20 protein-coding genes are annotated in these 23,548 nt (G+C 64.9%); 11 read left to right on the forward strand and 9 right to left on the reverse strand.

Going from position 1 to position 23,548, the window contains the following annotated elements:
* Positions 1 to 20: 20 nt before the first annotated feature.
* Positions 21 to 971: a phosphotransferase family protein gene (locus KO516_RS16125; protein ID WP_216004805.1), complete on the reverse strand. Its 951-nt coding sequence runs from the start codon at positions 969 to 971 to the stop codon at positions 21 to 23.
* Between the two features lie 11 nt (positions 972 to 982).
* Positions 983 to 3,454 carry a penicillin acylase family protein gene (locus KO516_RS16130; protein ID WP_216004806.1) on the reverse strand — a complete coding sequence of 824 codons (2,472 nt, stop codon included), beginning with the start codon at positions 3,452 to 3,454 and terminating at the stop codon, positions 983 to 985.
* Between the two features lie 116 nt (positions 3,455 to 3,570).
* Between KO516_RS16130 and KO516_RS16135 the strand changes: the two genes are divergently transcribed.
* Positions 3,571 to 4,443, forward strand: a complete 873-nt coding sequence (locus KO516_RS16135; protein WP_216004807.1) for an NAD(P)-dependent oxidoreductase — start codon at positions 3,571 to 3,573, stop codon at positions 4,441 to 4,443.
* A 170-nt stretch (positions 4,444 to 4,613) separates the two neighbouring features.
* Here the strand turns inward: KO516_RS16135 and KO516_RS16140 are convergent, their stop codons facing one another.
* Positions 4,614 to 5,039, reverse strand: a complete 426-nt coding sequence (locus tag KO516_RS16140) for an OsmC family protein (RefSeq protein ID WP_216004808.1) — start codon at positions 5,037 to 5,039, stop codon at positions 4,614 to 4,616.
* Positions 5,040 to 5,647: 608 nt separating this feature from the next.
* On the opposite strand from KO516_RS16140, the gene KO516_RS16145 reads away from it, so the two are divergent.
* The 6 genes from KO516_RS16145 to KO516_RS16170 all read left to right on the forward strand — a co-directional run bounded on the left by KO516_RS16145 (position 5,648) and on the right by KO516_RS16170 (position 13,641).
* A complete protein-coding gene (locus KO516_RS16145; RefSeq protein ID WP_216004809.1) occupies positions 5,648 to 8,527 on the forward strand; it encodes a ribonuclease E/G in 2,880 nt (959 codons plus the stop codon).
* Between the two features lie 199 nt (positions 8,528 to 8,726).
* Positions 8,727 to 9,470, forward strand: coding sequence for a cytochrome c biogenesis CcdA family protein (locus KO516_RS16150; protein ID WP_216004810.1), 744 nt, complete (start codon positions 8,727 to 8,729; stop codon positions 9,468 to 9,470).
* 122 nt (positions 9,471 to 9,592) lie between these two features.
* Positions 9,593 to 10,816, forward strand: a complete 1,224-nt coding sequence (locus KO516_RS16155) for a hypothetical protein (RefSeq protein WP_216004811.1) — start codon at positions 9,593 to 9,595, stop codon at positions 10,814 to 10,816.
* Positions 10,813 to 12,165: a cytochrome P450 gene (locus tag KO516_RS16160; protein ID WP_216004812.1), complete on the forward strand. Its 1,353-nt coding sequence runs from the start codon at positions 10,813 to 10,815 to the stop codon at positions 12,163 to 12,165. The genes KO516_RS16155 and KO516_RS16160 overlap by 4 nt, the downstream gene beginning before the upstream one ends.
* A gap of 89 nt (positions 12,166 to 12,254) precedes the next feature.
* Positions 12,255 to 13,160 (forward strand): fructose bisphosphate aldolase, encoded by a 906-nt coding sequence (locus tag KO516_RS16165; protein ID WP_216004813.1) that lies wholly within the window; start codon positions 12,255 to 12,257, stop codon positions 13,158 to 13,160.
* A gap of 226 nt (positions 13,161 to 13,386) precedes the next feature.
* Positions 13,387 to 13,641, forward strand: a complete 255-nt coding sequence (locus KO516_RS16170; protein ID WP_216004814.1) for a hypothetical protein — start codon at positions 13,387 to 13,389, stop codon at positions 13,639 to 13,641.
* Position 13,642: 1 nt separating this feature from the next.
* On the opposite strand, the gene KO516_RS16175 is transcribed toward KO516_RS16170, so the two are convergent.
* Together KO516_RS16175 and ssb are read right to left on the reverse strand one after the other, a co-directional pair.
* Positions 13,643 to 14,263 (reverse strand): YitT family protein, encoded by a 621-nt coding sequence (locus tag KO516_RS16175; protein WP_216004815.1) that lies wholly within the window; start codon positions 14,261 to 14,263, stop codon positions 13,643 to 13,645.
* 98 nt (positions 14,264 to 14,361) lie between these two features.
* Entirely contained in the window at positions 14,362 to 14,889 is a 528-nt protein-coding gene (gene ssb / locus KO516_RS16180) for a single-stranded DNA-binding protein (protein WP_216004816.1), read from the reverse strand.
* A 244-nt stretch (positions 14,890 to 15,133) separates the two neighbouring features.
* Here ssb and KO516_RS16185 point away from each other — a divergent pair, with 244 nt between their 5' ends.
* Positions 15,134 to 15,751, forward strand: a complete 618-nt coding sequence (locus KO516_RS16185; protein WP_216004817.1) for a lytic transglycosylase domain-containing protein — start codon at positions 15,134 to 15,136, stop codon at positions 15,749 to 15,751.
* 101 nt (positions 15,752 to 15,852) lie between these two features.
* A complete protein-coding gene (locus KO516_RS16190; RefSeq protein ID WP_216004818.1) occupies positions 15,853 to 16,986 on the forward strand; it encodes a cytochrome-c peroxidase in 1,134 nt (377 codons plus the stop codon).
* On the opposite strand, the gene KO516_RS16195 is transcribed toward KO516_RS16190, so the two are convergent.
* Both KO516_RS16195 and miaA read right to left on the reverse strand, forming a co-directional pair.
* Entirely contained in the window at positions 16,983 to 18,647 is a 1,665-nt protein-coding gene (locus KO516_RS16195) for an ABC transporter substrate-binding protein (RefSeq protein ID WP_216004819.1), read from the reverse strand. The genes KO516_RS16190 and KO516_RS16195 overlap by 4 nt on opposite strands.
* 335 nt (positions 18,648 to 18,982) lie before the next feature.
* Entirely contained in the window at positions 18,983 to 19,942 is a 960-nt protein-coding gene (miaA, locus tag KO516_RS16200) for a tRNA (adenosine(37)-N6)-dimethylallyltransferase MiaA (RefSeq protein WP_371742092.1), read from the reverse strand.
* Positions 19,943 to 19,982: 40 nt separating this feature from the next.
* On the opposite strand from miaA, the gene pyrH reads away from it, so the two are divergent.
* Positions 19,983 to 20,708: a UMP kinase gene (gene pyrH / locus KO516_RS16205; protein ID WP_216004820.1), complete on the forward strand. Its 726-nt coding sequence runs from the start codon at positions 19,983 to 19,985 to the stop codon at positions 20,706 to 20,708.
* A gap of 87 nt (positions 20,709 to 20,795) precedes the next feature.
* On the opposite strand, the gene KO516_RS16210 is transcribed toward pyrH, so the two are convergent.
* Positions 20,796 to 22,148 (reverse strand): TrkH family potassium uptake protein, encoded by a 1,353-nt coding sequence (locus KO516_RS16210; RefSeq protein WP_216004821.1) that lies wholly within the window; start codon positions 22,146 to 22,148, stop codon positions 20,796 to 20,798.
* A gap of 9 nt (positions 22,149 to 22,157) precedes the next feature.
* Positions 22,158 to 22,820 carry a TrkA family potassium uptake protein gene (locus tag KO516_RS16215; protein ID WP_216004822.1) on the reverse strand — a complete coding sequence of 221 codons (663 nt, stop codon included), beginning with the start codon at positions 22,818 to 22,820 and terminating at the stop codon, positions 22,158 to 22,160.
* A 148-nt stretch (positions 22,821 to 22,968) separates the two neighbouring features.
* Here KO516_RS16215 and frr point away from each other — a divergent pair, with 148 nt between their 5' ends.
* Complete coding sequence (gene frr, locus KO516_RS16220; protein WP_216004823.1) at positions 22,969 to 23,532, forward strand: ribosome recycling factor; 564 nt, start codon at positions 22,969 to 22,971, stop codon at positions 23,530 to 23,532.
* The last annotated feature ends 16 nt before the right edge of the window (positions 23,533 to 23,548 follow it).

A 23,548-nucleotide genomic window follows, 5' to 3' on the forward strand; every position in this document is an offset into this window, starting at 1 on the left:
CGGCCCGATACCGCAGAGCGTCAAGCGCGGCCTGCCACGAACAGCGGTACCCTCAGCTCGGCCACCTGCCGTGCAGCGACAAAGCGGGCAACGTGGTGCTGCGACGGGCGCGCTGGCGTCGCCGCCCAGATCCCAAGCGCAACCATGCGCTGAATAAAGATCATTACGGCGGACTCTGCCATCAGCGCACCATAGCCGCGCGCCAGCGCCGCGCCGGGAATATGGGCGTATTGCTCGGGATCGCTGCGCGCCATGGCATCGATCAGCAGCCAGACCAGATCGCGCAGCGGCTCGTCGGCGCGGGTGTTTTCGAAATCAAGCCCGACAAGCCCGCCCGGCGCAGCCAGCAGATTCGACAGGTGCATGTCGCGGTGCAGTACGGCGCGCTGCGAAGGCCGCCCGCGCACCAGCGGGAAAAAGCTTTCCAGTTCGGCCACGTGGCGTTCGAAGATGGGGAATTCGGGGATCTCGCGCAGCCCGCTGCGGTGGCTTTCGACCAGCTTTGCCAGCCAGTCCAGCGGCCCGCGCGGGCGGAAGGGATGCGCCGCCATGCTAAGCCCGTGAAACCTCGACAACCAGCGGCCCGCCTGTTCGAGGCGCATCAGCCGGGCGGCAGGCGCCAATCTGGGCCACAGCGCCGCCAGGGTCGGCCCGTCGATATAGCGCATGCCCAGAACCCGTAGCGCCTCGTCAAAGAACAGCACCTCGGGGCCGATGCCGGGCAACGCCGTGGTCACGCTTTGCTGACGGGCAAACTGCGCTTGCGCCTTTTCGCTGGCACCTGATGCATAGACCTTGACCACCAGCAGCCTGTCCGGGCTGGCGGCGCACAGCACATGCGCCGCCGCGCCCGGGTCGGGTTTGAGACTGCCCAGCCCGAACGCTTCGCCGGGCCATTGCCGCGCCAGCGCCCGCCGGGCGAACTGGCGGGCGGCGGCAAGATCAAGCATATCCGCATCGGTCCTGATCATATGCCAGATGCTCAGGGCTGGGTGGGCACAAGATGGGTCACCCCGATCGATGCGGCGCGGGCGAGGTCTTCGTCCAGCGACATCGGGATGTATTCTCCGCGCCGCCACAGCGTGCCCAGATTGTCGTAATGCCGCGACAGGAAATGCCCCGACTGCCCGGTCGAGGAGATGTACACCGACGAATCCGGATCGTTGAAATCGTAGACCCCGCGATAGGTCGCCGCGTGAACGTTGAGAAACGGCTCCGGGTCCTTGCCAGAGCTGACGCCGCGCTGAAGGGTGAAATCGCCGCCCGAGGTATTCTGCCGGATGTTGACGAAGGCCCGCAGAATCGGCACGTCGCCCAGCACGCTGTGGCGATGGACCGCCTGATGCGCATCGCCCCAGCGCAGCGATTCCAGCGCGTTGCCGTAATGCTCGCCGATCCACACCAGCGCGTCGTCCAGCGACAGGCGGGCGATGTCGGTGCAGCTTTCCACCGCGACAGAGCGGATCACGTCGCACCATGCACCGGCCCCGTCGACATCGCGAAACACCCGTTCGATGAACAATGGCTCGACATGGTCGAACTCGTCGGCCAGCGGGCCCAGCTCGTCGCGGATCAGCCGGTCCTGCAAGGCGCGCAGCCAAGCGGCATAGATCAGCGGTTCGGGCAGATGCTCGCTCATCTCGCCGTTCCAGTTGGCAAGCAGATCCAGCGCCCGCTCGCGTTGGCGGGCGAGGGTGCCCTCGGCCGAGGCCTCGCCGGTGTACCACAGATCGCGCCCGATCAGCGGCAGCAGGGTGCGCGCCGCTGGCGACACGGTGTCAAGCTGCGCTTCGATGAAGCTGTCGCGGGTGTGCACCTGCCGCCCCTGCATCATCTGTGTCCAGCGGGTGACGCGCTGGCTGTCGCCCCAGTCAAAGCTGACATGCTCGGGGAACGGCCGATCTAGGATCTTGTTGTTGGTGTTGCCGATGATGCCGCCTTCGGGGTCGATCCATTCGGGATTGTCTTCGGGCGGGAACATGCCCTGCCAGCGGTTGGTTTCGATCCAGCCGGGCGAGGGCAGGCGCCCCTGTGCCTGCATCGCCGCATCGCGCCGTGGCATCGCGCCGACCAGCTTCATGCCGATATGGCGCTCGTCGATCACCGTCAGCATCTGCGAGGGTGCCACGTAAAGTTTGCTGGCCTGCATCGCCGCGTCGACGTCCTGCGCGCCCATCAGCGCCAGCGCCGCGCTAAGGGAAGTGTCCTGATCCGACAGCGCCGTCCAGCTCAGGGTCATCACATGCCCGGCAGGGGTGATCGCGTCGATGCCAAAGCGCGCCATCGGCAGCACCGGGCCGTTTTCGGTCCAGCGCAGGGTGACGGTGACAGGCGCGCTGCCCTTGATCTCGATGATCGAGCGCCGCGTGGTGAAGCGGGCCCAGCCGTCCGGGGTGCGGTATTGCTGCGGATCATCGGGGTTCAGCTCTTCGATATGCAGGTCCTGATCGTCGAGGTAGGACGAGGTGATCCCCCATGCCAGTTTTGGCGAGCGCCCCAGCAACACCGCCGGAATGCCCGGAATGGTGCCGCCGATGACCCCGCCGCTTTGCAGTTGCAGCCGTGCAAGGTACCATGTCGACGGCGCCGTCAGCCCAAGATGCGGATCATTCGCCAGTAGCGTGCCGCCCCCGGCGGAGCGCTCAGGCGCCGCTGCCCAGACATTCGACGCCCCCGCCAGCCCGCGCCGTGGCACCGGCGACAGCGGATCGTCCGGCTCGGACGTCGCGGCGTAGCGCGGAAACTGCGCATCCGGCAGCAGGCTGGCATAGGCGGGCAGGGCGGCCGTGCCCTCGCCGGGAATATCGGGCAGGATGTCCGCCAGCCGCGCCGGATCGGGCAACAGCAGCGAGCTGCGCGCGCGCAGGATCTCGTCGCGGAACTGGCCCGACAGTTGCAGCGCCATCAGCTTGACCAGCGCAATGCTGTCAGCGGGCTGCCACGGCGCGATGGGCGCGTCGAACACAAAGAACTCCGGCGCACCGCGGCCAAGGCTTTGGTCATTGATCTCGGCGATACGGGCGTTGACGCCCTTGGCATAAGCCTTCAGCGCCGCCAGAGCTTCGGGGGTCTGCGCTGCGACCGACCGGGTGGCCAGCGTGTAAAGATCGAGCCGGCGCATCAGGATGTCGGTATCAAGCGTGCGCTGTCCGAACAGCTCGGACAAGCGCCCCTGCACGGTGCGCCGCATCAGCACCATCTGCCACAGACGGTCCTGCGCATGGGCATACCCGAGGCCGAAATAGGCATCTGCATCGCTGCTGGCAAAAATATGTGGCACGGCGGAATTGTCGCGCACGATCTCGACGCTGCTGGCGATGCCGTTTACCGCCAGCGTCTTGTCATACTCGGGCAATGAGCGCGCGGCGAGGTAATAGACCAGCAGCACAGCCACCACAGTGACAAAGATCGCCATGCTGGCCAGCCGCAGCAGCCATCGAAAGAGTGTCGCCATCGGGTGCCCCGCAAATCTGGCCCTGAGAGGCTGGCTTATCGTCTCGCCGCCCCCTTGCCAAGAGCGCGGCCAGCGGCGTAGGTCACAGATGACAACGATAACGGGAGCTTGAACCAATGGCGAAATGCGCCTTTCTGGGCCTCGGGGTGATGGGATACCCGATGGCCGGCCACCTGGCCCGCGCCGGGCACGAGGTCACCGTCTACAACCGAACCGTCTCCAAAGCCGAAAAATGGGCCGCCGAACATGGCGGAGCCGCCGCACCGACCCCGCGCGAGGCGGCGATGGGCGCCGATTTCGTGATGGCCTGCGTCGGCAATGACGATGATCTGCGCAGCGTCTGCCTCGGCGAAGACGGTGCTTTCGCGGGCATGGCGGCCGGGGCGATCTTTGTCGATCACACCACCGTCAGCCCGATGGTGACGCGCGAGCTTCAGGCAATCGCAGCAGAGCAGGGCAAGGGGTTCGTCGATGCGCCGGTCTCCGGCGGACAGGCCGGCGCCGAAAACGGCCAGCTGGTGGTGATGTGCGGCGGCGAGCAGGCGCAATACGATGCCGCCGAGCCGGTGATCGACGCCTATTCCAAGCTCTGCCGCCGCATCGGCGACAGCGGCGCGGGGCAGGTGGCCAAAAGCGTCAACCAGATCTGTATCGCCGGGCTGGTGCAGGGCCTCTCCGAAGGGCTGGCCTTTGCCGAAAAGGCCGGGATCGACGCGCGCAAGGTGGTCGAGGTGATCGGCGGCGGCGCGGCCGGGTCGTGGCAGATGGTCAACCGCTACGAGACCATGCTCGACGACAAGTTCGAACATGGGTTCGCGGTCGACTGGATGCGCAAGGACCTCGCGATCTGCCTCGCCACCGCCGAGGAAAACGGCGCCTCGCTGCCGGTCACGGCCCTTGTCGATCAGTTCTACAAGGATGTGCAGAACATGGGCGGCGGGCGCTGGGACACGTCGAGCCTGGTCAAGCGGCTCAAAAGCTTCGGCTGACAGGCTCTCGACACCGTCGGCCCGACGCGCAGCGCCCCGTCTTCATCTTGCCCGGTAAACTCCGGGGGGAGCGCAAAGCGCGGGGGGCTGGCCCCCCTCCAACCTCAGCAAAAAGCGGCGCCCGATCATCGGACGCCGCCTTTATGATTAACCAAAGAAACAGCCCCGTCTCAAACCAGCGTGGCTTCCATGGTGATCTCGGCGTTCAGCAGCTTCGAGATCGGACAGTTCGCCTTGGCGGTGTTTGCCGCCTCTGCAAATTCGGCCTCTGACGCATTCGGCACCTTGGCCGTCACCACGAGATGGCTCTTGGTCACCGCGAAGCCGCCGTCCTGCTTTTCAAGCGCCACCGTTGCCTCGGTCGAGATATCATCGGCGGTGAAGCCCGCCTCGCCCAGAACCATGCTCAGCGCCATGGAAAAGCAACTGGCATGGGCGGCGGCGATCAGCTCTTCGGGGTTGCTGCCGGGCGCGCCTTCGAACCGCTTGTTGAAGCCGTAGTTGACAGCATCAAGCACGCCGGATTCCGTCGAAATCGTGCCGGTCCCGTCCTTGAGCCCGCCTTGCCAGTTCGCCGATCCCTTCTTGCGGATCATGTCTTGCTCCTTTTCCCTGATCATCCACGCCATGCGGCGCATGTCGTGTTTAACGCGCCAGAGCGCCGTGCGGTTGCATCGCCCCTTGCCTTGGTCGGGATTAACCGCGGGCCGTGGCGCGCCCCTGACCAACTGGCAGGCCGTCTTCGCCAAGCTGCGCAGCCCGTCGCGGTGACTCTTCCCGCCAAAACCGCCCTGCGCAGCCGACATAGCGCCGTCACATTCGATATTGTCTTTTCCACAGCACTTCCCTTATGCTTTAGCTGAGGTGGTCGCACTGCGACCGCCCAATGAGTTTCGCTGCGCCGCCGCATCCCGCACCGGGAAGCCGTCGCAGACCGATCGGGCCGCAAGGTCACACGAAGACTGCCCGAACCGCTCAGGCGGAGGGCCTCAAACAGGCGCAGGCGGATACCCCGTGACGGGGATACGGACATGCGTCGGAGAAGAAACGCGATGAAGCGTGCGACGAACATCAGGCACTCGGGCGAAGACGGATCGTCTTCCCGTGCCTGCGCGCCGCAACTCGCCCAGACAAGCCACGCCGCAACACCTTTGAAACTGCCTCCGGGCGGGTCACGGGCGCATGCGCCGTGCAGACGGATACCATGCCCAAGAAGATGCTTATCGACGCCACCCACGCGGAGGAAACCCGCGTCGTGGTGGTCGACGGAAACAAGGTCGAGGAATTCGATTTCGAATCCGAGAACAAACGGCAACTCGCCGGAAATATATATCTCGCCAAGGTCACGCGGGTAGAACCCTCGCTTCAGGCGGCGTTTGTCGATTACGGCGGCAATCGTCACGGTTTTCTGGCGTTCTCGGAAATTCACCCCGATTACTACCAGATCCCGGTCGCCGATCGTCAGGCGCTGATGGAAGAAGAGGCCGCCTTTGCCGCCGAGGCGGAAGAGGAAGAAGACGACAAGCCCAAGCGCAGCTCTCGCTCGCGCCGTTCGCGCTCGCGCACCAAGGCTGAAAAGACCAAGACCGAAGACAAGACCACCAGCGCCGAGGTCTCCGAGATCTCGGGCATGGAAACCATCGACCTTGGCGATGACACCGAAGCCGCTGACGACGCACAGGCCACCCCGGCGGGCGAGCCCACCGCTGACGCCGAGCCGGCTGTGACGCCAGCACCGGTTCCGGATGCGACCCCGGAAGACGAGGCATCGCAAGACGAGGCCCCGGCCAGCTATTCGTCCGATGACGAGCAGAATGACGATGGCGACGACGAGCCGGATCAGGACAATGGCGATGACAGCATCGAATCCGTCGCCGACGATGACACCGAGGAAGACATCCGCCCGGTGCGCAAGCCCCGTGCGCGCAAGTACAAGATTCAGGAAGTCGTCAAGGTTCGCCAGATCATGCTGGTGCAGGTGGTCAAGGAAGAGCGTGGCAACAAGGGCGCCGCGCTGACCACCTACCTGTCGCTTGCCGGGCGCTACTGCGTGCTGATGCCAAACACCGCCCGTGGCGGCGGCATCTCGCGCAAGATCACCAACGCCGCCGACCGCTCCAAGCTCAAGCAGATCGCGCAAGAAATCGACGTGCCCAAGGGCGCGGGGCTGATCATCCGCACCGCTGGCGCCAAGCGCACCAAGACCGAGATCAAGCGCGATTACGAATACCTGCAGCGCCTGTGGGAACAGATCCGCGAGCTGACGCTGAAATCCATCGCGCCCGCCAAGATCTACGAGGAAGGCGATCTGATCAAGCGGTCGATCCGCGATCTCTATAACCGCGACATCGACGAGGTGCATGTCGAAGGCGAAAAAGGCTACCGGATCGCCAAGGACTTCATGAAGATGATCATGCCGTCCCACGCCAAGAACGTGAAGCATTACGCTGAATCGATGCCGCTGTTTGCGCGCTATCAGGTGGAAAGCTACCTGTCGTCGATGTTCAACCCGACGGTGCAGCTGAAATCCGGTGGCTATATCGTGATCGGTGTGACCGAGGCGCTGGTGGCGATCGACGTGAACTCGGGCCGCGCCACCAAGGAAGGCTCGATCGAGGAAACCGCGCTCAAGACCAACCTTGAAGCCGCCGAAGAGGTGGCGCGCCAGCTGCGTCTGCGTGACCTTGCCGGGCTGATCGTGATCGATTTCATCGACATGGAAGAGCGCAAGAACAACGCCGCCGTCGAGAAAAAGATCAAGGACAAGCTCAAGACCGACCGCGCCCGCATTCAGGTGGGGCGGATCTCGGGCTTTGGCCTGCTGGAAATGTCGCGTCAGCGTCTGCGCCCCGGCATGATCGAGGCGACGACCCAGCCGTGCCCGGCCTGCCACGGCACCGGCCTGATCCGCTCTGATGACAACATGGCGCTGAACATCCTGCGCCAGATCGAAGAGGAAGGCACCCGCCGCCGGTCGCGCGAAGTTCTGGTCAAAGTGCCGGTGAGCATCGCCAACTACCTGATGAACCAGAAGCGCGAGCATGTCGCCATGATCGAGGCGCGCTATGGCATGTCCGTGCGCATCGAGGGCGATCTGCATCTCGTCTCGCCGGACTTCACCATGGAGAAGTTCAAGACCGCGACGCGCTCTGTGCCCGAAGTGGTCGTGCCGGTGGTTTCTGTCGACACCACGCTGATGGACGAGATCGACGAAGATCTCGATGTCGCCGCAGAAGAGACCGAGGTCGAGGCCGAGACCGAAGCCCAGACGCAGGAGGCCAGCGCCCCCGAAGCCGAAGGCGAGGACGAAACCAAGCCCAAGAAGCGCCGTCGCCGGCGTCGGCGGTCGCGCTCGAAGGACAAGGATGACACGTCCGATGGCGATCGCGCTGACTCCGACGGCTCCGGCTCTGATGATGCGGCTGAAGCCGTTGAAACACCCGCCGATGTGGTCGCAGCCTCGGTTGAGGCGGTGACAGAAGAGGCGCCTGCCGAAACCCCGGAACCGACCGAGGAAAGCAAGCCCAAGCGGAGCCGCAGCCGCCGGACCCGGTCGCGCAAGCCCAAGGCCGACGAGGCCGAAGCGGCGCCCGCACCAGAGGCAGCGCCCGCAGCTGAACCGGCTGCCGAAAGCGCACAGGCCGAGCCTGTCGCAGAGGCTGCGCCGGAGCCCGTCGCCCCGGCTCAGGAGCCGGTTGCCGAGGAAGCTCCCGCCCCGGCGCCCACGCCGGTCGTCGAAGATGCGCCGGTGGAACAGCCCGCCGAGCCGGTCGCCGAAGCATCGCCGCAGCCCGAGGCGGCTCCCGCCCCCGAGGTTGCGCAGGCCTCTGAAAGCGTCGGGCCTGTAGAGCAAGAGGTCGCAGCTGCGCCGCAAGCCGAAGAGCCTGCTCCGGTGGCCGAACAGCCCGCGCCGCAGGTTGAACAGCCCGCGCCGCAGGTTGAACAGCCCGCACCGCAGGTTGAAGACGCGCCCGCCGAAACGCCGCAGCCCGAAGCGGCCCCGGTCGCTGAAACGGTCGATGCGGGTGGTGCCGAGGATGATGGTAAGCCCAAGCGCCGCGGCTGGTGGTCGATGGGCAACTGACCCCGGTCCTGGCACCGAGAAAACGCAAACGCCCCGGAGAGCATCCGGGGCGTTTTGCATTTGAAACCAGCGCATAAAGCCACATCCCTGATCGCAGAACCGTGGCACTACAGATGAAACCCCATGCAATCGTTGCGCTCCACGCGCTTGTGACAGCCCACCGCGTGACGAAGGCCGCCCGATCTTCTAGGAAAGCACCATGTTCGGAATCGATCTTATAGATGCCAGCCTTCTGCCGGCGATGATGGTGGCGCTTGCCGCTGGGGTGATCTCTTTTCTCAGCCCTTGTGTGCTGCCCGTGGTGCCACCCTATCTGGCCTATATGAGCGGCATCTCGATGGCCGAGGTGCAGGGGCGGTCGGGCAAGGTGTTGCTTCCCGCGCTGTTCTTCGTAATGGGTCTGTCGACGGTGTTCCTGTTGCTGGGCTTTGCCGCCTCGGCGCTTGGATTGGCGCTGCTGCAATACCAGCAGGCGCTGAATACGGCGGCGGGGATCGTCGTGATGATCTTTGGCGCGCATTTTGTCGGGGTGTATCGCATCGGCTTTCTCGACCGTGAGGCGCGACTTGATGTCGGTGATCGGGGCGGGTCTGCCTTTGGCGCCTATCTGCTGGGGCTGGCCTTTGCCTTTGGCTGGACGCCCTGCATCGGCCCGCAGCTGGGGGCGATCCTGACGCTGGCGGCCTCCGAAGCCTCGGTGGCGCGGGGCACCTTGCTGCTGGGCGTCTATGCGGCGGGGCTGGGCATTCCGTTTCTGCTGGTCGCGGCCTTCCTTGGCAAACTCGGCGGCGTCATGTCGTGGATGAAACGCCACATGGAGCGGATCGAGCGCCTGATGGGCCTGCTGCTCTGGACCATCGGCTTGCTGATGCTGACGGGGGGCTTTTCGGCGTTTTCCTTCTGGCTGCTCGAGACCTTTCCGGGCCTCGCCACGCTGGGCTGACACCGGTGCGCGCGCGAAACCGCGCCCTGTTGCACATTTGATCATCGCTCCGCCGCGCTCTTGCCCAAGTGATCCATCACGGTCAGGGTGGCACAAGAGGCAGCTGCAGGGACGGAGCGTTGATGAGCGGGCAGGAGGTGCGGCGCAGGCGGGTGTTTTACATCCCCGGCTATGATCCGATTCATCCGCGCCGCTATCGCGAGCTTTACCGCAAGGAGGGCGCGGCGCAGGCCGCCATCAGCGGCTACGATATCGCGCTGTCGCCAAAGGCGGGTGGCGGGCCTTATGGCTGGCACGTGACCAGCACGCAGGATGGCGCGCGGGTTCAGAGCGATATCGAGGTGCTGGTCTGGTCCGACATCGTGCGCGACAGCATGTCGACCAGCATCCCCGCGACCTATCTGCAACTGCTGCGCACCGCTTGGGAATACATCGCGTCCGGGGCGCTGCGGCGTCTGATGCGGCTGCGCAAGGGGCCGGTGATCGCGGCGCTTTACCCGGTTGGGGCGCTGTTGTTGCAACTTCTGCTCGCGCTGCTGGCTGGTTGGGCCGTTCTGAAAATGATGGCTCTGCTGGCGCCGTGGATCGGTGTCGTGGCAACGCTGCTTGGCGCCGTTGCGGGCGCGGCTGTCGCCGTGCTGATCCTGCGCTGGTTCAAAGCAAAGGACGGCAAGCTGTTCGCCTATTACCTGATGCATGATTACGCCTATTCGGCGCAGCACAAGGGCGCCAATCCCCCGGAGCTTGAGGCCCGCATGGCGCAGTTCGGACAGATCATCGCGGCGGCGCTGCGCGAGGATGTCGACGAGGTGCTGGTGGTCGGTCACAGCTCTGGCGCGCATCTGGCGGTATCGATCCTTGCCGATCTTGCCCGCGCCGGGCCTCTGCCTGCGCAGGGGCCGCAGCTGGCGTTTCTCAGCCTTGGGCATGTGGTGCCGATGGTGTCGTTCCTGCGCGGCGCGTGGCGGCTGCGCGCCGATCTGGCCGATCTGTCGATGCGCCCGGAGATCGCATGGATTGACGTCACCGCGCCCGGCGATGGCTGCGCCTTTGCGCTGTGCGATCCGGTGGCGGTCAGCGGCGTCGCCCCCGAAGGCAAGCTCTGGCCGCTGGTATTCTCGGCGCAATTCACCCGATCGCTCAGCCCGGCGCGGTGGGCAGAATTGCGCTGGCGGTTCTTCCGGCTGCATTTCCAGTATCTATGTGCCTTCGATCAGCCGCTGGATTACGATTATTTCCGCATCACCGCCGGCCCGCTGACCTTGCGCAGCCGCTACGCGGGTCGCCCCCCTTCGGCCAGCCGCATCGAGCTGCCCGCCAGCAAATTCACCAGCACCGCGCCATGATCCCGCCCAAGCCGCCCTCGCGCCCCGACAAGGTTTCGCTGCTGCGCTATCTGCGGCTGTTTCGCCAAGATATCCTGTCGGCGCAGCCGGCACGGCTTTACCGGGCGTGGATGGCCGAATTCCGCACGCCATTCTTTCGCAGCTACCTGATCAACCAGCCCGATCTGGTGAAGACCGTGCTGAAGGATCGCCCGATGGCGTTTCCCAAGTCGGGGCGCATCGCCGAGGGGCTTCGCCCGCTGCTGGGCGAGTCGGTGTTTCTGACCAATGGCGCAAAATGGCTCAGGCAGCGGCGCATCATCGATCCGGCCTTCGAGGGCGGGCGCCTGCGCGAGACCTTTCCCGCCATGTGGCAGGCCAGTCAGGCGGCCCGCGCCCGGCTGCGCAGCCGCGCGGGCGACACGGTCGAGATCGAGGAACAGACCAGCCACGCCGCCGCCGACATCATTTTTCGCACGCTGTTCTCGATCCCCATCGAAGACGATCTTGCCAGCCGGGTGTTTCACGAATTCAGGGCCTATCAGCGCAGCCAGCCGATCGTGAACCTTGCCGCCTTCCTGCCGCTGCCGCGGTTTGTGCCTCGGTTTCACCGGGCCGACACCAAAGCCTCGGCGCGGCGCATCCGGGCGCTGATCACCGAACTGACCGAAGCGCGCCAGCGCGAGATCGCGGCGGGCACCGCCCCCGACGATCTGGCCACCAAGATCATGACCACCCGCGATCCTGTGACGGGCGAGACCTTCACCACCGATGAAATGGTCGATCAGGTGGCGATCTTCTTTCTGGCGGGGCATGAAACCAGCGCTTCAGCGCTGGCATGGGCGCTTTATCTGTTGGCAACCCACCCCGAGTGGCAGGACAAGGTCGCCGCCGAAGCCCAGCGCCTGGGCGAGAGCGCCGATTTCGCCGACATGGCCAAGCTGCGCATCACCCGCGACGTGTTCCGCGAGACGCTGCGGCTGTACCCGCCGGTGCCGATGATGGTGCGCGAGACGTGCGGCGGGCAGCAGTTTCGCGGGCGTGTTCTGCCCAAGGGCGCGCAGGTGGTGCTGAGCCCATGGCACCAGCACCGGCACGAGCGGCTCTGGGAGCGCCCCGATGAATTTGATCCGTCCCGCTGGGGCAGCGAAAACGGCAAGCAATGCGCGCGTGAGGCCTATATGCCGTTTTCCGCCGGGCCGCGCGTGTGCCCGGGCGCGGGGTTTGCCATGGTCGAAGGGCCGCTCTTGCTGGCGCTTCTGATGCGCGATCTGCGCTTTTCACCCGTCTTGAAACGGGTGCCAGAACCGGTCGCTTTTCTGACCGTGCGCGCCCGTTCGGGCATTCATCTGAAAGTCGCGTTCCGTTAGCGTTAAACTTGATCTGGATGCTATCCATCCGTTTGCACTTGGTCTAAGCCTTCCCGAGACAACAATTTCCGCACGGGAGAGGGATCTTCATGGCCCAGGATAAAGCTGTGTTCGCAAAGCAGAAAGCTCAGATGCAAACGGGCGGGGGCTTCATTGCGGCGCTCGACCAGTCGGGGGGATCGACCCCCAAGGCGCTGCTGCAATACGGCGTCGAGGAAAGCGAATATTCCGGCGAAGCCGAGATGTATGGCGAGATCCACAAGATGCGCACCCGGATCATCACCGCCCCCGATTTCACCAATGCGAAGGTGCTCGGTGCGATCCTGTTCGAGCGCACCATGCGCGCCGAAATCGAAGGCATGCCCTCGGCGCAGTATCTCTGGGAAAAGCGCGGCGTGGTGCCGTTTCTCAAGATCGACAAGGGCCTTGCCGAAAAGGCAAACGGTGTGCAGCTGATGAAGCCGATGCCCGGGCTCGAAGAGCTGCTGACCGAGGCCGCCCAGGAATTCGGCATCTTCGGCACCAAAGAGCGTTCGGTGATCTTCGAAGCCGATGCTGCTGGCATCAAGGCGGTGGTCGAGCAGCAGCTTGAAGTCGGCAAGATGGTGGTCGCGGCTGGCATGGTGCCGATCCTCGAGCCCGAGGTCGACATCAACGCCCCCGCCAAGGCCGAGGCCGAAGAGATCCTCAAGGCCGAACTGCTTGCCGCGCTCGACACGCTGCCCGAAGGCGACGACGTGATGATCAAGCTGACCATCCCGAACGTGCCCGGTCTGTATGACGCGCTGGCCGACCACCCGCGCTGTGTGCGCGTCGTGGCGCTGTCGGGTGGCTATACCACCGATGACGCCTGCGCGCGCCTGTCCAAACAGCCCAAGATGATCGCCTCGTTCAGCCGCGCGCTGGCCGAAGGCCTGTCGAAAAAGCAATCGGACGAGGATTTCAACGCGCTGCTCGGCAGCAACATCGACAAGATCTATCAGGCCTCGCTGTAAGCACGCCATTTCAAACAGCTTCGAAAGGCCCGGCATTGCGCCGGGCCTTTTGCGTCATGCAGGCAAGCTTTGCGCGCTTGCTTGCCGATGCCTGCCTTGCGCATAGGCGATCTGCTGCCGGTGCTGCGGTCGGGGGCAGGTTTGCCATGGTTCTCGCCCCACCGGATCTGATATTCAGCGGAACGCTGATCGCGGTCAACGCGGCGTACAGGCTAGGGAAATCGACATGAAGGGACGACTAGCGGCAGCCGCCGCGCTGGGGCTGATGGCCTCTTTCGCCATCGCTGGAGACTGGGTCGGGCTGGACGCCGACGCCAATCACGATGGCACGCTCACCATGCTTGAGGTGATGAGGGCATGGCCCGAGGTGTCGACCGATGATTTTATGCGGATGGACACCGATGGCGACGGGCTTCTGGATGAAGGCGAATTGACAGCGGCCCGGTCCAAAGGCGCGCTCGAGACGACCTGGGCGATCTGATCTAGCTGCGGGCGACGTAGCGGTCGCGGCGGTGGTTCATGATGATCAACAGGTTGAGGATGACCGCGCCCAGCAGCGACCACAGGACCTGTTGCCAGTCGAACAAGAACAGCGCCACGGTGAACACGCACAGATCGAAGCCAAGCTGGATATGCCCGGCCTTGATGCCGCGCGTGTCCTGAAGCCACAGCGCCACGACCCCGATGCCGCCCAGCGTCGCCCCGTGCCGGAACAGAGACAGCAGGCCGATGCCCGCCAGAATTCCCGACAGCGACGCGCCCAGCGCCGGGTGCAGATGGTTGATGGTCAGCAGATGCGGCAGGGTATCGGCCATGGTCGACATCAGCGCCACGGCGAAGAAGCTCTTGATGGTAAAGCGCCAGCCAAGCTGGCGCACCGCCAGCACATAGAACGGCAGGTTTAGCGCAAAGAAAATCGCACCGAAGGGCAGGCCGGTCGGATAGCTCAGCACCAGCGCCAGCCCGGCGATTTGGCCGGTAAACAGCTCGGACGCCCGCAGGAATTGAATCGCCAGCGCCACCAGGGTCGTACCGATGACGATGGCCGCGAGGTCTTCCCAGAGCGAATGGCGGTCCGGGGGCGGGGTCTGAAGCAATTGCATGTGTCAGGGCATGCCGCGCCGCGGCGTGCCGGTCAAGGGCACAGGCGGCGTGGGCATGAAAAAGGCCCGGCCTCGATAGGAGCGCCGGGCCTTGATGCTTAAAACGGGATCTCGTCGTCGAGATCGCGCGACGGGGCGCTGCGGCCACCGCCGCCAGAGCCACTGCCGCCACCGTAGCCGCCGCCACCGCCGTAGCCTTCGTCGCGGCCACCGCCGTAGCTGTCACGACCGCCGCCCGAGCCGCCGCCGAAATCACCGCCGCCGCCGCCGCCCTGACGGCTGTCGAGCAGCGTCAGTTCCGAACGGAAGGGGCGCAGCACGACCTCGGTCGAATAACGATCCTGCCCGGACTGGTCCTGCCATTTGCGGGTTTCCAGCTGGCCCTCGATATAGACCTTGCTGCCCTTGCGCAGATACTGCTCGGCAATGCGCGCCAGCGGCTCCGAGAAGATCGCGACCGAATGCCATTCGGTGCGCTCCCGGCGCTCGCCGGTGTTCTTGTCTTTCCACGTCTCGGAGGTAGCAATGCGCAGGTTGCAGACTTTGCCACCGTTCTGAAAGCTGCGCACCTCGGGGTCGGCCCCGAGATTGCCCACCAAGATCACCTTGTTCACCGATCCGGCCATGTCCGTCCTCTCTGGATTGCTTCGATTCTGTTCCCTTGCGGGGGTTCCTGAAGGGTTACATCGCGCCGCTGAAAATCGCCACCGCATCCTGTCCGAAACCTGTTCAACACAGCGGCGGCGGGTTTCTGCCCGTCCTGCGCCTCTGGGGTAGCGAAAAAGCGCCTGCGCCTGTAGGCTCCGGCCAAAAGGGAGAGCGAAGGCCAGCGCGCCTTCGGACTGGGACACGCGGGGACGAGGCTGGCTCATGTTGATATTGGCACGCAAGGCGCTGCCTGCACTGGTAATTTGTGCGGGGACGGCGGGGTTGGCGCAGGCCGAGACGATCTCGACCAAGAACCGGGTGATGCTGTTTCGCCAGCAGACCGGGGTTCTGGACAACCGCGCATCGGAACAATACCGCAGTTCGGTGCGGCTACAGCCGCCCTCGGTGGTCACGCCCACCAAATGGGGCCCGATGGGCGCAGACGAGGGCCGCACGCCGGTTTATCGCGGCGGCTACAACGGGCCCTACGCCGATCTGGCCCGCATCGCGGCCCGGCGGCACGGCGTTCCCGAAGACCTGTTCCTGCGCCTCGTGAAGCAGGAATCGAACTGGAATGCCAAGGCCAAGTCGCACAAGGGCGCGCTTGGCCTTGCCCAGCTGATGCCGTTCACTGCCAAAGCTCTTGGGGTCGATCCGCTCGACCCGGCGCAGAACCTTGATGGTGGGGCACGCTATCTCAAGCAGCAATACCTGACATTCGGCTCGTGGCGGCTGGCGCTGGCGGCGTATAACGCCGGGCCGGGCGCGGTGGAAAAGCATGGCGGCGTGCCGCCTTACCGCGAAACGCGCAATTATGTGAAAACCATCTGGGGCAGCTGAGCATCGGGGTTATCCCGAGCGAAAACGTCGGGCAATTTGACCGAGGGCAACGGGTGGGGTAAAGCCGCGCCTATCCTCGTTCCCAACCAGAAGACGCCAAGATGAAAGCCGCCCCCATCCTTGCCGCAACCGTGATCGCCGCTTTGGCGGCAGGGCTTGGCGCCTCGGCGCCGGTGGGCGCGCCCGATGACATCACGGCGCTTGGCGAGCGATTGTTCTTTGATACCAACCTGTCGGCCAACCGGACGCAAAGCTGCGCCAGCTGCCATGAGCCAGCGCGCGCCTTTTCCGATCCGCGCGGGGCGGCGTCTCCGGGCGACGATGGCGTGTCGCTGGGGGATCGCAACGCGCCCACCGCCACCTATGCCCGGTTCATTCCCGAATTCGCCCCCGACGCAGACGGCGACTGGGTTGGCGGGCTGTTCCATGACGGGCGGGCGGGCACGCTCGAGTCGCAGGCAGGCGCTCCGCCGCTCAACCCGATCGAGATGGGGATGCCGGACAAGGCCGCCGTGGTGGCGCGGCTGCGCGAAGATCCCGATTACGTCCATGCCTTTACGGCGCTGTTCGGCGCGGGCGTGCTGGAGGATACCGACAGTGGCTTTGACGCGATGACCCGCGCCATCGCCGCCTATGAGCGCACGCCGGAGTTCTCGCCCTTCGATTCGAAATACGACCGGTTTCTGCGCGGCGAGGCCGAGCTGACCAAGCAGGAGGATCTTGGTCGCCTGCTGTTCTTTTCGCAGCAATTCACCAATTGCCGGGAATGCCACCAGCTGCGCCAGAGCGCCATGGACCCCGGAGAGACCTTTTCCGATTATCGCTACTACAACCTTGGGGTGCCCGAAAACCGCGCCCTGCGCGAGAGCAACGGCGTTACCGTAACGGATGGCGGGTTGGCGCAAAATCCGGGCGTATCGGCAGCGGCAGACACGCAGGGGCGCTATCGCACCCCGACATTGCGCAACGTGGCGGTGACCGGGCCGTATATGCACAACGGCGTGTTCGAGGATCTGCGCACGGTGATCCTGTTCTACAACACCTACAACACCCGCAACGAAAAGCGTAAGATCAACCCCGAGACCGGCGCGCCCTTTGCCGCACCCGAAGTGGCGCAGAACATCGCCATGGACGAGCTGACCGAAGGCCCGGCGCTTGATGATCAGCGCATCGATGCGCTGGTGGCATTCCTCAAGACCCTGACCGATGCGCGCTACGAAGATCTGCTGGATTAGGGGCGCAGTCCCAGCTTGTAGAGGTGGATTTCGAAAGCGGGGTGCATCTCGGCGCCGGTGACGCCGGGGCGGACATGGCGGTAGAGCGAGCGCCAGTAGGGCTGCACGATCACCGCATCCTGTTGCAGCATCGCTTCTAGCCGGGCCATGATATCGCGCCGGGCCTCGGCCTCGGCAATGCCAAGCGCTTCGCCCACCAGAACGTCGAAGTCATGGTTGGCATAACCGCTTTCGTTCCACGGCTCGCCGCTGCGATAGGCCAGCGCCAGCATCTGGATTCCCAGCGGGCGGTGATTCCATTCGGTGATCGACAGCGGATAGCTTTTCCACTCGGCCCAGAACCGCGCGCCGGGCAGCACCGTGCGTTTAACCTTCAGCCCGGCGTCGCGCAGCATCGCGGCGCAGGCATCGCCGGTGCGCATGGTCAGCCCGTCATCAAGGGTGACCAGCTCATGTTCAAAACCCTCCATGCCCGCCTCGACCATGAGCGCCAGCGCGGCATCGGGATCATAGGCTGTTGGGCCGATGGCGGCATAATCGGGATGCACCGGGGCGACGTGATGGTTTTCTGCCACGATGCCATGGCCGCTATAGCCCAGTTCAAGCGCGATCTCATTGTCGATGGCCAGCTGGATCGCCTTGCGCACGCGCGCGTCGGCATAGGGCGCGCGGCCATCCAGCTTGGCGATCTGACTGCCGCGCAGCACCACGGTCGAGCCGGTGGTGACCTCGGAGCGCTGCCAGCCGAGGGCATCGGCGAGCGCAATGAAATCGCCGATGTTCTCGTACATCATGTCGATTTCGCCCGCCTCGGCGGCGGCAAGCCAACTGGCCGGATCGGTGCCGTAATCGATGAATTCGATGGCATCGAGCGTCGCCCCGCCAAAGCCTTCGGTTCGCGCCCCCCACCAGTCGTGGTTGGTGTTGCGCACCAGCAGCGCGCGCACGCCGGGGTCGAGCGCCTCGGGCAGATAGGGGCCGGTGCCAAGCGGATTGTCGAGCATGGTCAGCGGGTCGTGATCGGCATGGACCACGGCGGCGGGATAATCCGACAGGCCGACCATCAGCGCCACGTCGGGGCTTTGCAGCGTCAGCGTCACGGTCAGCGGATCGATCACCGTTACCGCGCCATCGCGCAACTGCCCGGTGTCGTGATCGACCAGAGACACCAGCCGCCCGGCCATGGAATTGCCCGCGACCTCGCGGTCGCACCAATAGCGGAACATCCGCGCCACATCTTCGGCGGTGAAGGCGTCGCCATTGTTCCAGCGCACACCGGGGCGCAGATGCAGCGTGTAGGTCAACGCGTCGTCGCTGACCTCCCAGCGATCAAGCAGCATGCCGCGCACGCTGCCATCGCTGTTGTATTCGACAAGATATTCCAGCCAGCCGCGGTAGATATTGGCAATCTCGGACCAGTCGGCGGAACGCGGATCCTTGAGCGCGCGCACCTCCATCTGGATGCGCAGGGCGGTGCCCTCGGTCTCGAAAGTTTCATCGGCGCGGGCCGGGGCGGACAGGCCGCCAAGCGCATAGGCACCCGCCACAGGCACCCCAAGCGCGGTGACCCGCGTCAGGAATTCGCGCCGGGTCAGCCGCCCCTCGGCCAATTCGCGCGCGTGCCGCTGCGCGAGGGGATGTCGGGGCTGCGGAAGCGACATGGGGCTGTCCTTTCTTGCAGGGGCTCGGCCCCCTGCACGGCGAGATGAAAGACAAAGGCGGCCACCGGGCGCAAGGCTTTTCGCCGTGAACAATTGTGTCAGTTGCGATGGCCTGGCCGCGCGGGAGGGGCCGACGGCCCGATTACTGACCGGCCGGTGTGGCGGCGGATGACGCGGGAGACAAACGGCGGGCTGTGAAACACGCGCCTCTGCGCGATGCGGCTCGGATCGGTCAGCAGCAGGGGCGCTCGGCCCTGCGTGAGCCAGATCAGCCTACTCGTGCAGCAGCGGGCAATCCCATTCGGGCAGCGGCCCCTGCGGGCGGACGCGGGCAGTTAAGCCAGATCCGCCGGGCACAGGCGCGGCCACGCCCCCATGCGGGCGCGGAACCAGCTGCGCTGGCGCTTGGCGAACTGGCGCGTCAGGGTCGTGGCGCGCCGGCTCGCCTCGTCCAGCGGCATCTCGCCGCGCAGATGGGCGATCAGCTCGGCCGCGCCGATGGCCTTGGCCGAAGGCAGCGTCGGCGACCATGTGGCGAGGTTGGCCCGTGCCTCGTCCAGCGCGCCAGCCTTGAGCATGGCTTCGAAGCGGCCCTCGATTCGCGGGGTCAGCCAGTCCTTGGGCGCATCGAAAAGGATGGGCTGTGCATCGGCCAGCGGCAGGCGCGGCGGCGGGGTGGCTTGCTGCCACTCGGCGATGCCACGCCCGGTGGCGCGCAGAACCTCCCATGCCCGCTGAACGCGCATCGGGTTGGCGGTATCGATTCGCGCCCGCGACGCAGAATCGAGCTCGGCCACCATATCCGGCAGCGCGTCAGCAGCGAGCCGCGCCATCGCCTCGGCGCGAATCTGTGGCGGGGTGGGCGGAATTTCGGCCAGACCTTCGGTCAGGGCGGTGAAATAAAGCCCGGTGCCGCCGGTGATGATCAGCCGCGTGCCCTGCGCCAGAAGCGGATCGAGATCGCGCAACCATGCGCCCACGGAATAGGCAATCTGTCCAGGTACATGGCCATAAAGTTCATGCCGGGCCAGCGCCTCGTCTTGTGCAGAGGGGCGCGCCGTCAGGATGCGCCAGTCGGAAAACACCTGCAATGCATCGGCATTGACAACAATACCGCCTGCCAGATCGGCTATTTTTAGCGCCAACGCCGATTTTCCCGACGCAGTTGGTCCGGCGATCAGAACGTGGCGGTCCGGATCGGGGGCCGCGCGCATCGCGGCCATGGTCAGCTTGTCAGCCAAGGGCGGTCCTCTTGCGGTGTCAGCCGTTGCAGCTGGCGGGGATTTCCGCCACATATGGCCGCGATCCTACCCCCTGCGAACGACGGAGCGCAACATGACCCAAGCCCCCCAGACCACCTTCAAACGGGTTATGCTGAAAATCTCTGGAGAGGCCCTTATGGGCGACCAGGGCTACGGGCTGCATCCGCCCACCGTCGAGCGCATCGCCTCCGAGGTGAAATCGGTGCAGGAGATGGGCGTCGAGATCTGCATGGTCATCGGCGGCGGCAACATCTTTCGCGGCCTTGCCGGATCGGCTCAGGGCATGGAACGCACCACCGCCGATTACATGGGCATGCTGGCAACGGTGATGAATGCGCTGGCGATGCAATCGGCGCTGGAAGAACAGGGGGTCTATACCCGGGTGATCTCGGCGATCCGCATGGACGAGGTGGCCGAGCCCTATATTCGCCGCCGCGCCGTGCGTCACCTGGAGAAAAAGCGGGTCTGCATCTTTGCCGCCGGGACCGGCAACCCGTATTTCACCACCGACACGGCGGCCACGCTGCGTGCCAACGAGATGGCCTGCGAGGCGATCTTCAAGGGCACCAAGGTGGATGGCATCTACGATAAGGATCCGGCCAAGCACACCGACGCGGTGCGCTACGACCGGGTGAGCTATGACGATGTGCTGATCAAGAACCTCAAGGTGATGGATGCGTCGGCAATCGCGCTGGCGCGGGACAACAAACTGCCCATCATCGTGTTCTCGCTGGACGAGCCGGGCGGCTTCCGGGGCATTTTGGCCGGGCAGGGCACCTATACCGAAGTGCATCCCTGAAGGCGGGCGTGGCAGGGGGGCGCTGCCCCCCGCGCAAGGCGCTCCCCCCGGGATATTTGAGGCCAGAAGAAGGCGGGACGCTGCGCCTTATCCAAGGTGCACGCGGCCCTCGGGGAAGCGCACCAGCGGCGCCGAACGGGTGGCGAGGAAATAGCCCAGCGTCAGCGGGCCGACACGGCCGATGAACATGATGACGGCGATCACCGCCCGACCGGATTCGCTCAGATCGTCGGTGAAGCCGCGCGACAGGCCGACGGTGCCGAAGGCGGAGGCGACTTCAAAGCTGACATCGAGGAAATGGCCTTCGTGGGTTGCGGCGAGCACGAAGACGCCGATGAAGCACAGCACCACGCTGATCGCCGTCAGCGCCATCACCTTGAGCACTTCGATGAGGCCGATCGAGCGCCCGAAGGCATTGAGCTGGGTGCGGCGCTGAAAGAAGGCGATGGTGGCAAGGCACATCACCACGAAGGTGGTCACCTTGATGCCACCCGCGGTCGAGGTGGGGCCGCCGCCGATCAGCATCATCGAGATCATCATCAGCGCGGTGCTGTCATGGATATGGGCGATGTCGACGGTGTTGAACCCGGCGGTGCGGGTGGTCACGCCCTGAAACCACGATGCCCAGAGCCGGGTTTCGGTGCTGTCAATTGCACCGAGGGTGTGGGGGTTGTGCCATTCGAGCAAGGCAAAGCCGCCACAACCAAACAGGATCAGTGCCACGGTGCCGGTGAGCATGATCTTGGTGTGCAGCGAAAACGCGCTCCAGCGGCGCAGGCGGACGATGTCGTCGATCACCACATAACCGATACCACCGACGATGAAGAGCGCCGGGATCACCGTATTGACGATGCGATCCCCGGCAAAGGGCACCAGACCGTTGGAAAACGTGCTGAATCCAGCGTTGTTGAAGGCCGAGACCGAGTGGAACAGCGCCGACCACAGGCCATCCCACCAGCCCAGCTGTGGCACGAAGCTGATGCACAGCAGCGCCGCGCCGAGCAGCTCGCAGAAGAGGACCACCTGAAAGATCCGGCGCACCAGCGCCATCAGCCGGGCCAGCGAGCTTTGGTTCAGCTCTTCGCGCAGATAGATCTGCCCGGTGATGCCCAGCGGCACCCGCAGCGCCGCCAGCACCAGCACGGCGAAGGTCATCAAGCCGAGCCCGCCGAGCTGGATCAGCACCATCAGCACCGCTTCGCCGAACAGGGTGAAGCGCACCCCCGGATCGAACACCGCAAGGCCGGTCACGGTCACTGCCGAGGCGGCGGTGAAGAACGCATCCGACCAGCTGATCGGACTCGTCGTCGACAGGTCGAGCTTGAACAGCAAACCGCCCAGCAGGATGAGCATCGCATAGAGCGCCGCAAGGCTCAGCGGCGGAGACAGGTACAGCAGCTTGCGCAGCAGCCGGTTGCGGGCATGTCGTTTCAGCGCCATCGCCGGTCTTCAGAGAGCATCGCCAAAGGCGCGCAGATCGGCACGCTTGCCAAGGATGACCAGCCGGTCATCGCATTTCATCGGGCGCTCGGGGTCTTCGCAAGGAATGAATTCGGTGCCGCGCATCATGCCCAGCAGGCGCAGGCCGCGCTCTGCGGTGATGCGCAGCTTTGCGGCGCTGACGCCGTCGTACCGTTCGGGCAGCACCACGTTGACCACGCTGTAACCATTGCCAAGGGTCATGTAATCTTGGATCGACGGGTTGTTGAGCATCTGCGCGGTGTGGCGGCCCATCTCCTGTTCGGGAAGGATAACCCGGTCGACGCCGAGCTTAGACAGGATCCGGTGATGGGGGCGGTTCATCGCCTTGACCCAGATCGTCTTGAGCCCGAGCAGTTTGAGGTTCATCGTCGTGAGAATCGAGGCCTCGATATTGGTGCCAATGGCCACCAGCGCGGCGCCGTAGCGGTCGACACCGGCCTCGCGCAGGGCGGCCTCGTCGGTGCTGTCGAGAATCGCCGAAGAGGTCAGGGTGTCGGCCAGCCGCGACACCAGCTTTTCGTTGGCATCGATTCCCATCACGTGATTGCCGAACCGCAGCAGTTCCTGGGCGACGGTGGTGCCAAAGGCGCCAAGGCCGATGACGACGAATTTGGTGTCGGGGCGCGCCAAGCGGGCTCTCCTTTGTGTCGCGGTCCTGTGCGACGGTATCTCCGCGCGGAGCGGAGTCAAGCGCACCCCCGGCTAGTGGCTATACATCCGTTACGTCCTGCCTTAGAAAGCGCGACGAAAGACAAACACCTGAGCGGGCAGACCAATCATGTCAGAAGATTTCGAACTCGATACCGACGACCTCAAGCGTCGCATGGATGGCGCTATTGCAAACCTGCGCACGGAATTCGCATCGCTTCGCACCGGGCGGGCGTCTGCCTCGATGCTTGAACCGGTTCAGGTTGATGCCTATGGGCAGATGACCCCGATCAACCAGGTTGGCACCGTCAACGTGCCCGAGCCGCGCATGGTCACCATCAACGTCTGGGACAAGGGCCTTGTGAACAAGGTCGAAAAGGCGATCCGCGAGTCGGGTCTGGGGATCAATCCGCAGATGAACGGCACGATCATCATGCTGCCGATTCCCGAGCTGAACGAGGAACGCCGCCGCGAGCTGACCAAGGTTGCGGGGCATTACGCCGAAAGCGCGCGGGTCTCTGTGCGCAATGTGCGCCGTGAAGGCATGGACCGGATCAAGAAGGCCAAGGCCGACGGTCTGGCCGAGGACGACCAGAAGTTCTGGGAATCCGAAGTGCAGGACCTGACAGACACCTACATCAAGAAGGTGGACGCCGCGCTCGAGACCAAGCAGGAAGAGATCATGCAGGTCTGAAGACCTGCATGACACC

The organism is Citreicella sp. C3M06, from assembly GCF_018860705.1.
Taxonomy (GTDB): Bacteria; Pseudomonadota; Alphaproteobacteria; order Rhodobacterales; family Rhodobacteraceae; genus Salipiger.

Coding starts and splice junctions, on each gene's coding strand:
- KO516_RS16130 (WP_216004806.1), bottom strand. CDS start 3,454: ATGGCGACACTCTTTCGATGGCTGCTGCGGCTGGCCAGCATGGCGATC.
- KO516_RS16145 (WP_216004809.1), top strand. CDS start 5,648: ATGCCCAAGAAGATGCTTATCGACGCCACCCACGCGGAGGAAACCCGC.
- ssb (WP_216004816.1), bottom strand. CDS start 14,889: ATGGCCGGATCGGTGAACAAGGTGATCTTGGTGGGCAATCTCGGGGCC.
- KO516_RS16210 (WP_216004821.1), bottom strand. CDS start 22,148: ATGGCGCTGAAACGACATGCCCGCAACCGGCTGCTGCGCAAGCTGCTG.
- KO516_RS16155 (WP_216004811.1), top strand. CDS start 9,593: ATGAGCGGGCAGGAGGTGCGGCGCAGGCGGGTGTTTTACATCCCCGGC.
- KO516_RS16140 (WP_216004808.1), bottom strand. CDS start 5,039: ATGATCCGCAAGAAGGGATCGGCGAACTGGCAAGGCGGGCTCAAGGAC.
- frr (WP_216004823.1), top strand. CDS start 22,969: ATGTCAGAAGATTTCGAACTCGATACCGACGACCTCAAGCGTCGCATG.
- KO516_RS16190 (WP_216004818.1), top strand. CDS start 15,853: ATGAAAGCCGCCCCCATCCTTGCCGCAACCGTGATCGCCGCTTTGGCG.
- KO516_RS16185 (WP_216004817.1), top strand. CDS start 15,134: ATGTTGATATTGGCACGCAAGGCGCTGCCTGCACTGGTAATTTGTGCG.
- KO516_RS16170 (WP_216004814.1), top strand. CDS start 13,387: ATGAAGGGACGACTAGCGGCAGCCGCCGCGCTGGGGCTGATGGCCTCT.
- KO516_RS16160 (WP_216004812.1), top strand. CDS start 10,813: ATGATCCCGCCCAAGCCGCCCTCGCGCCCCGACAAGGTTTCGCTGCTG.
- KO516_RS16175 (WP_216004815.1), bottom strand. CDS start 14,263: ATGCAATTGCTTCAGACCCCGCCCCCGGACCGCCATTCGCTCTGGGAA.
- KO516_RS16165 (WP_216004813.1), top strand. CDS start 12,255: ATGGCCCAGGATAAAGCTGTGTTCGCAAAGCAGAAAGCTCAGATGCAA.
- miaA (WP_371742092.1), bottom strand. CDS start 19,942: ATGTGGCGGAAATCCCCGCCAGCTGCAACGGCTGACACCGCAAGAGGA.
- KO516_RS16135 (WP_216004807.1), top strand. CDS start 3,571: ATGGCGAAATGCGCCTTTCTGGGCCTCGGGGTGATGGGATACCCGATG.
- KO516_RS16125 (WP_216004805.1), bottom strand. CDS start 971: ATGATCAGGACCGATGCGGATATGCTTGATCTTGCCGCCGCCCGCCAG.
- KO516_RS16150 (WP_216004810.1), top strand. CDS start 8,727: ATGTTCGGAATCGATCTTATAGATGCCAGCCTTCTGCCGGCGATGATG.
- KO516_RS16195 (WP_216004819.1), bottom strand. CDS start 18,647: ATGTCGCTTCCGCAGCCCCGACATCCCCTCGCGCAGCGGCACGCGCGC.
- pyrH (WP_216004820.1), top strand. CDS start 19,983: ATGACCCAAGCCCCCCAGACCACCTTCAAACGGGTTATGCTGAAAATC.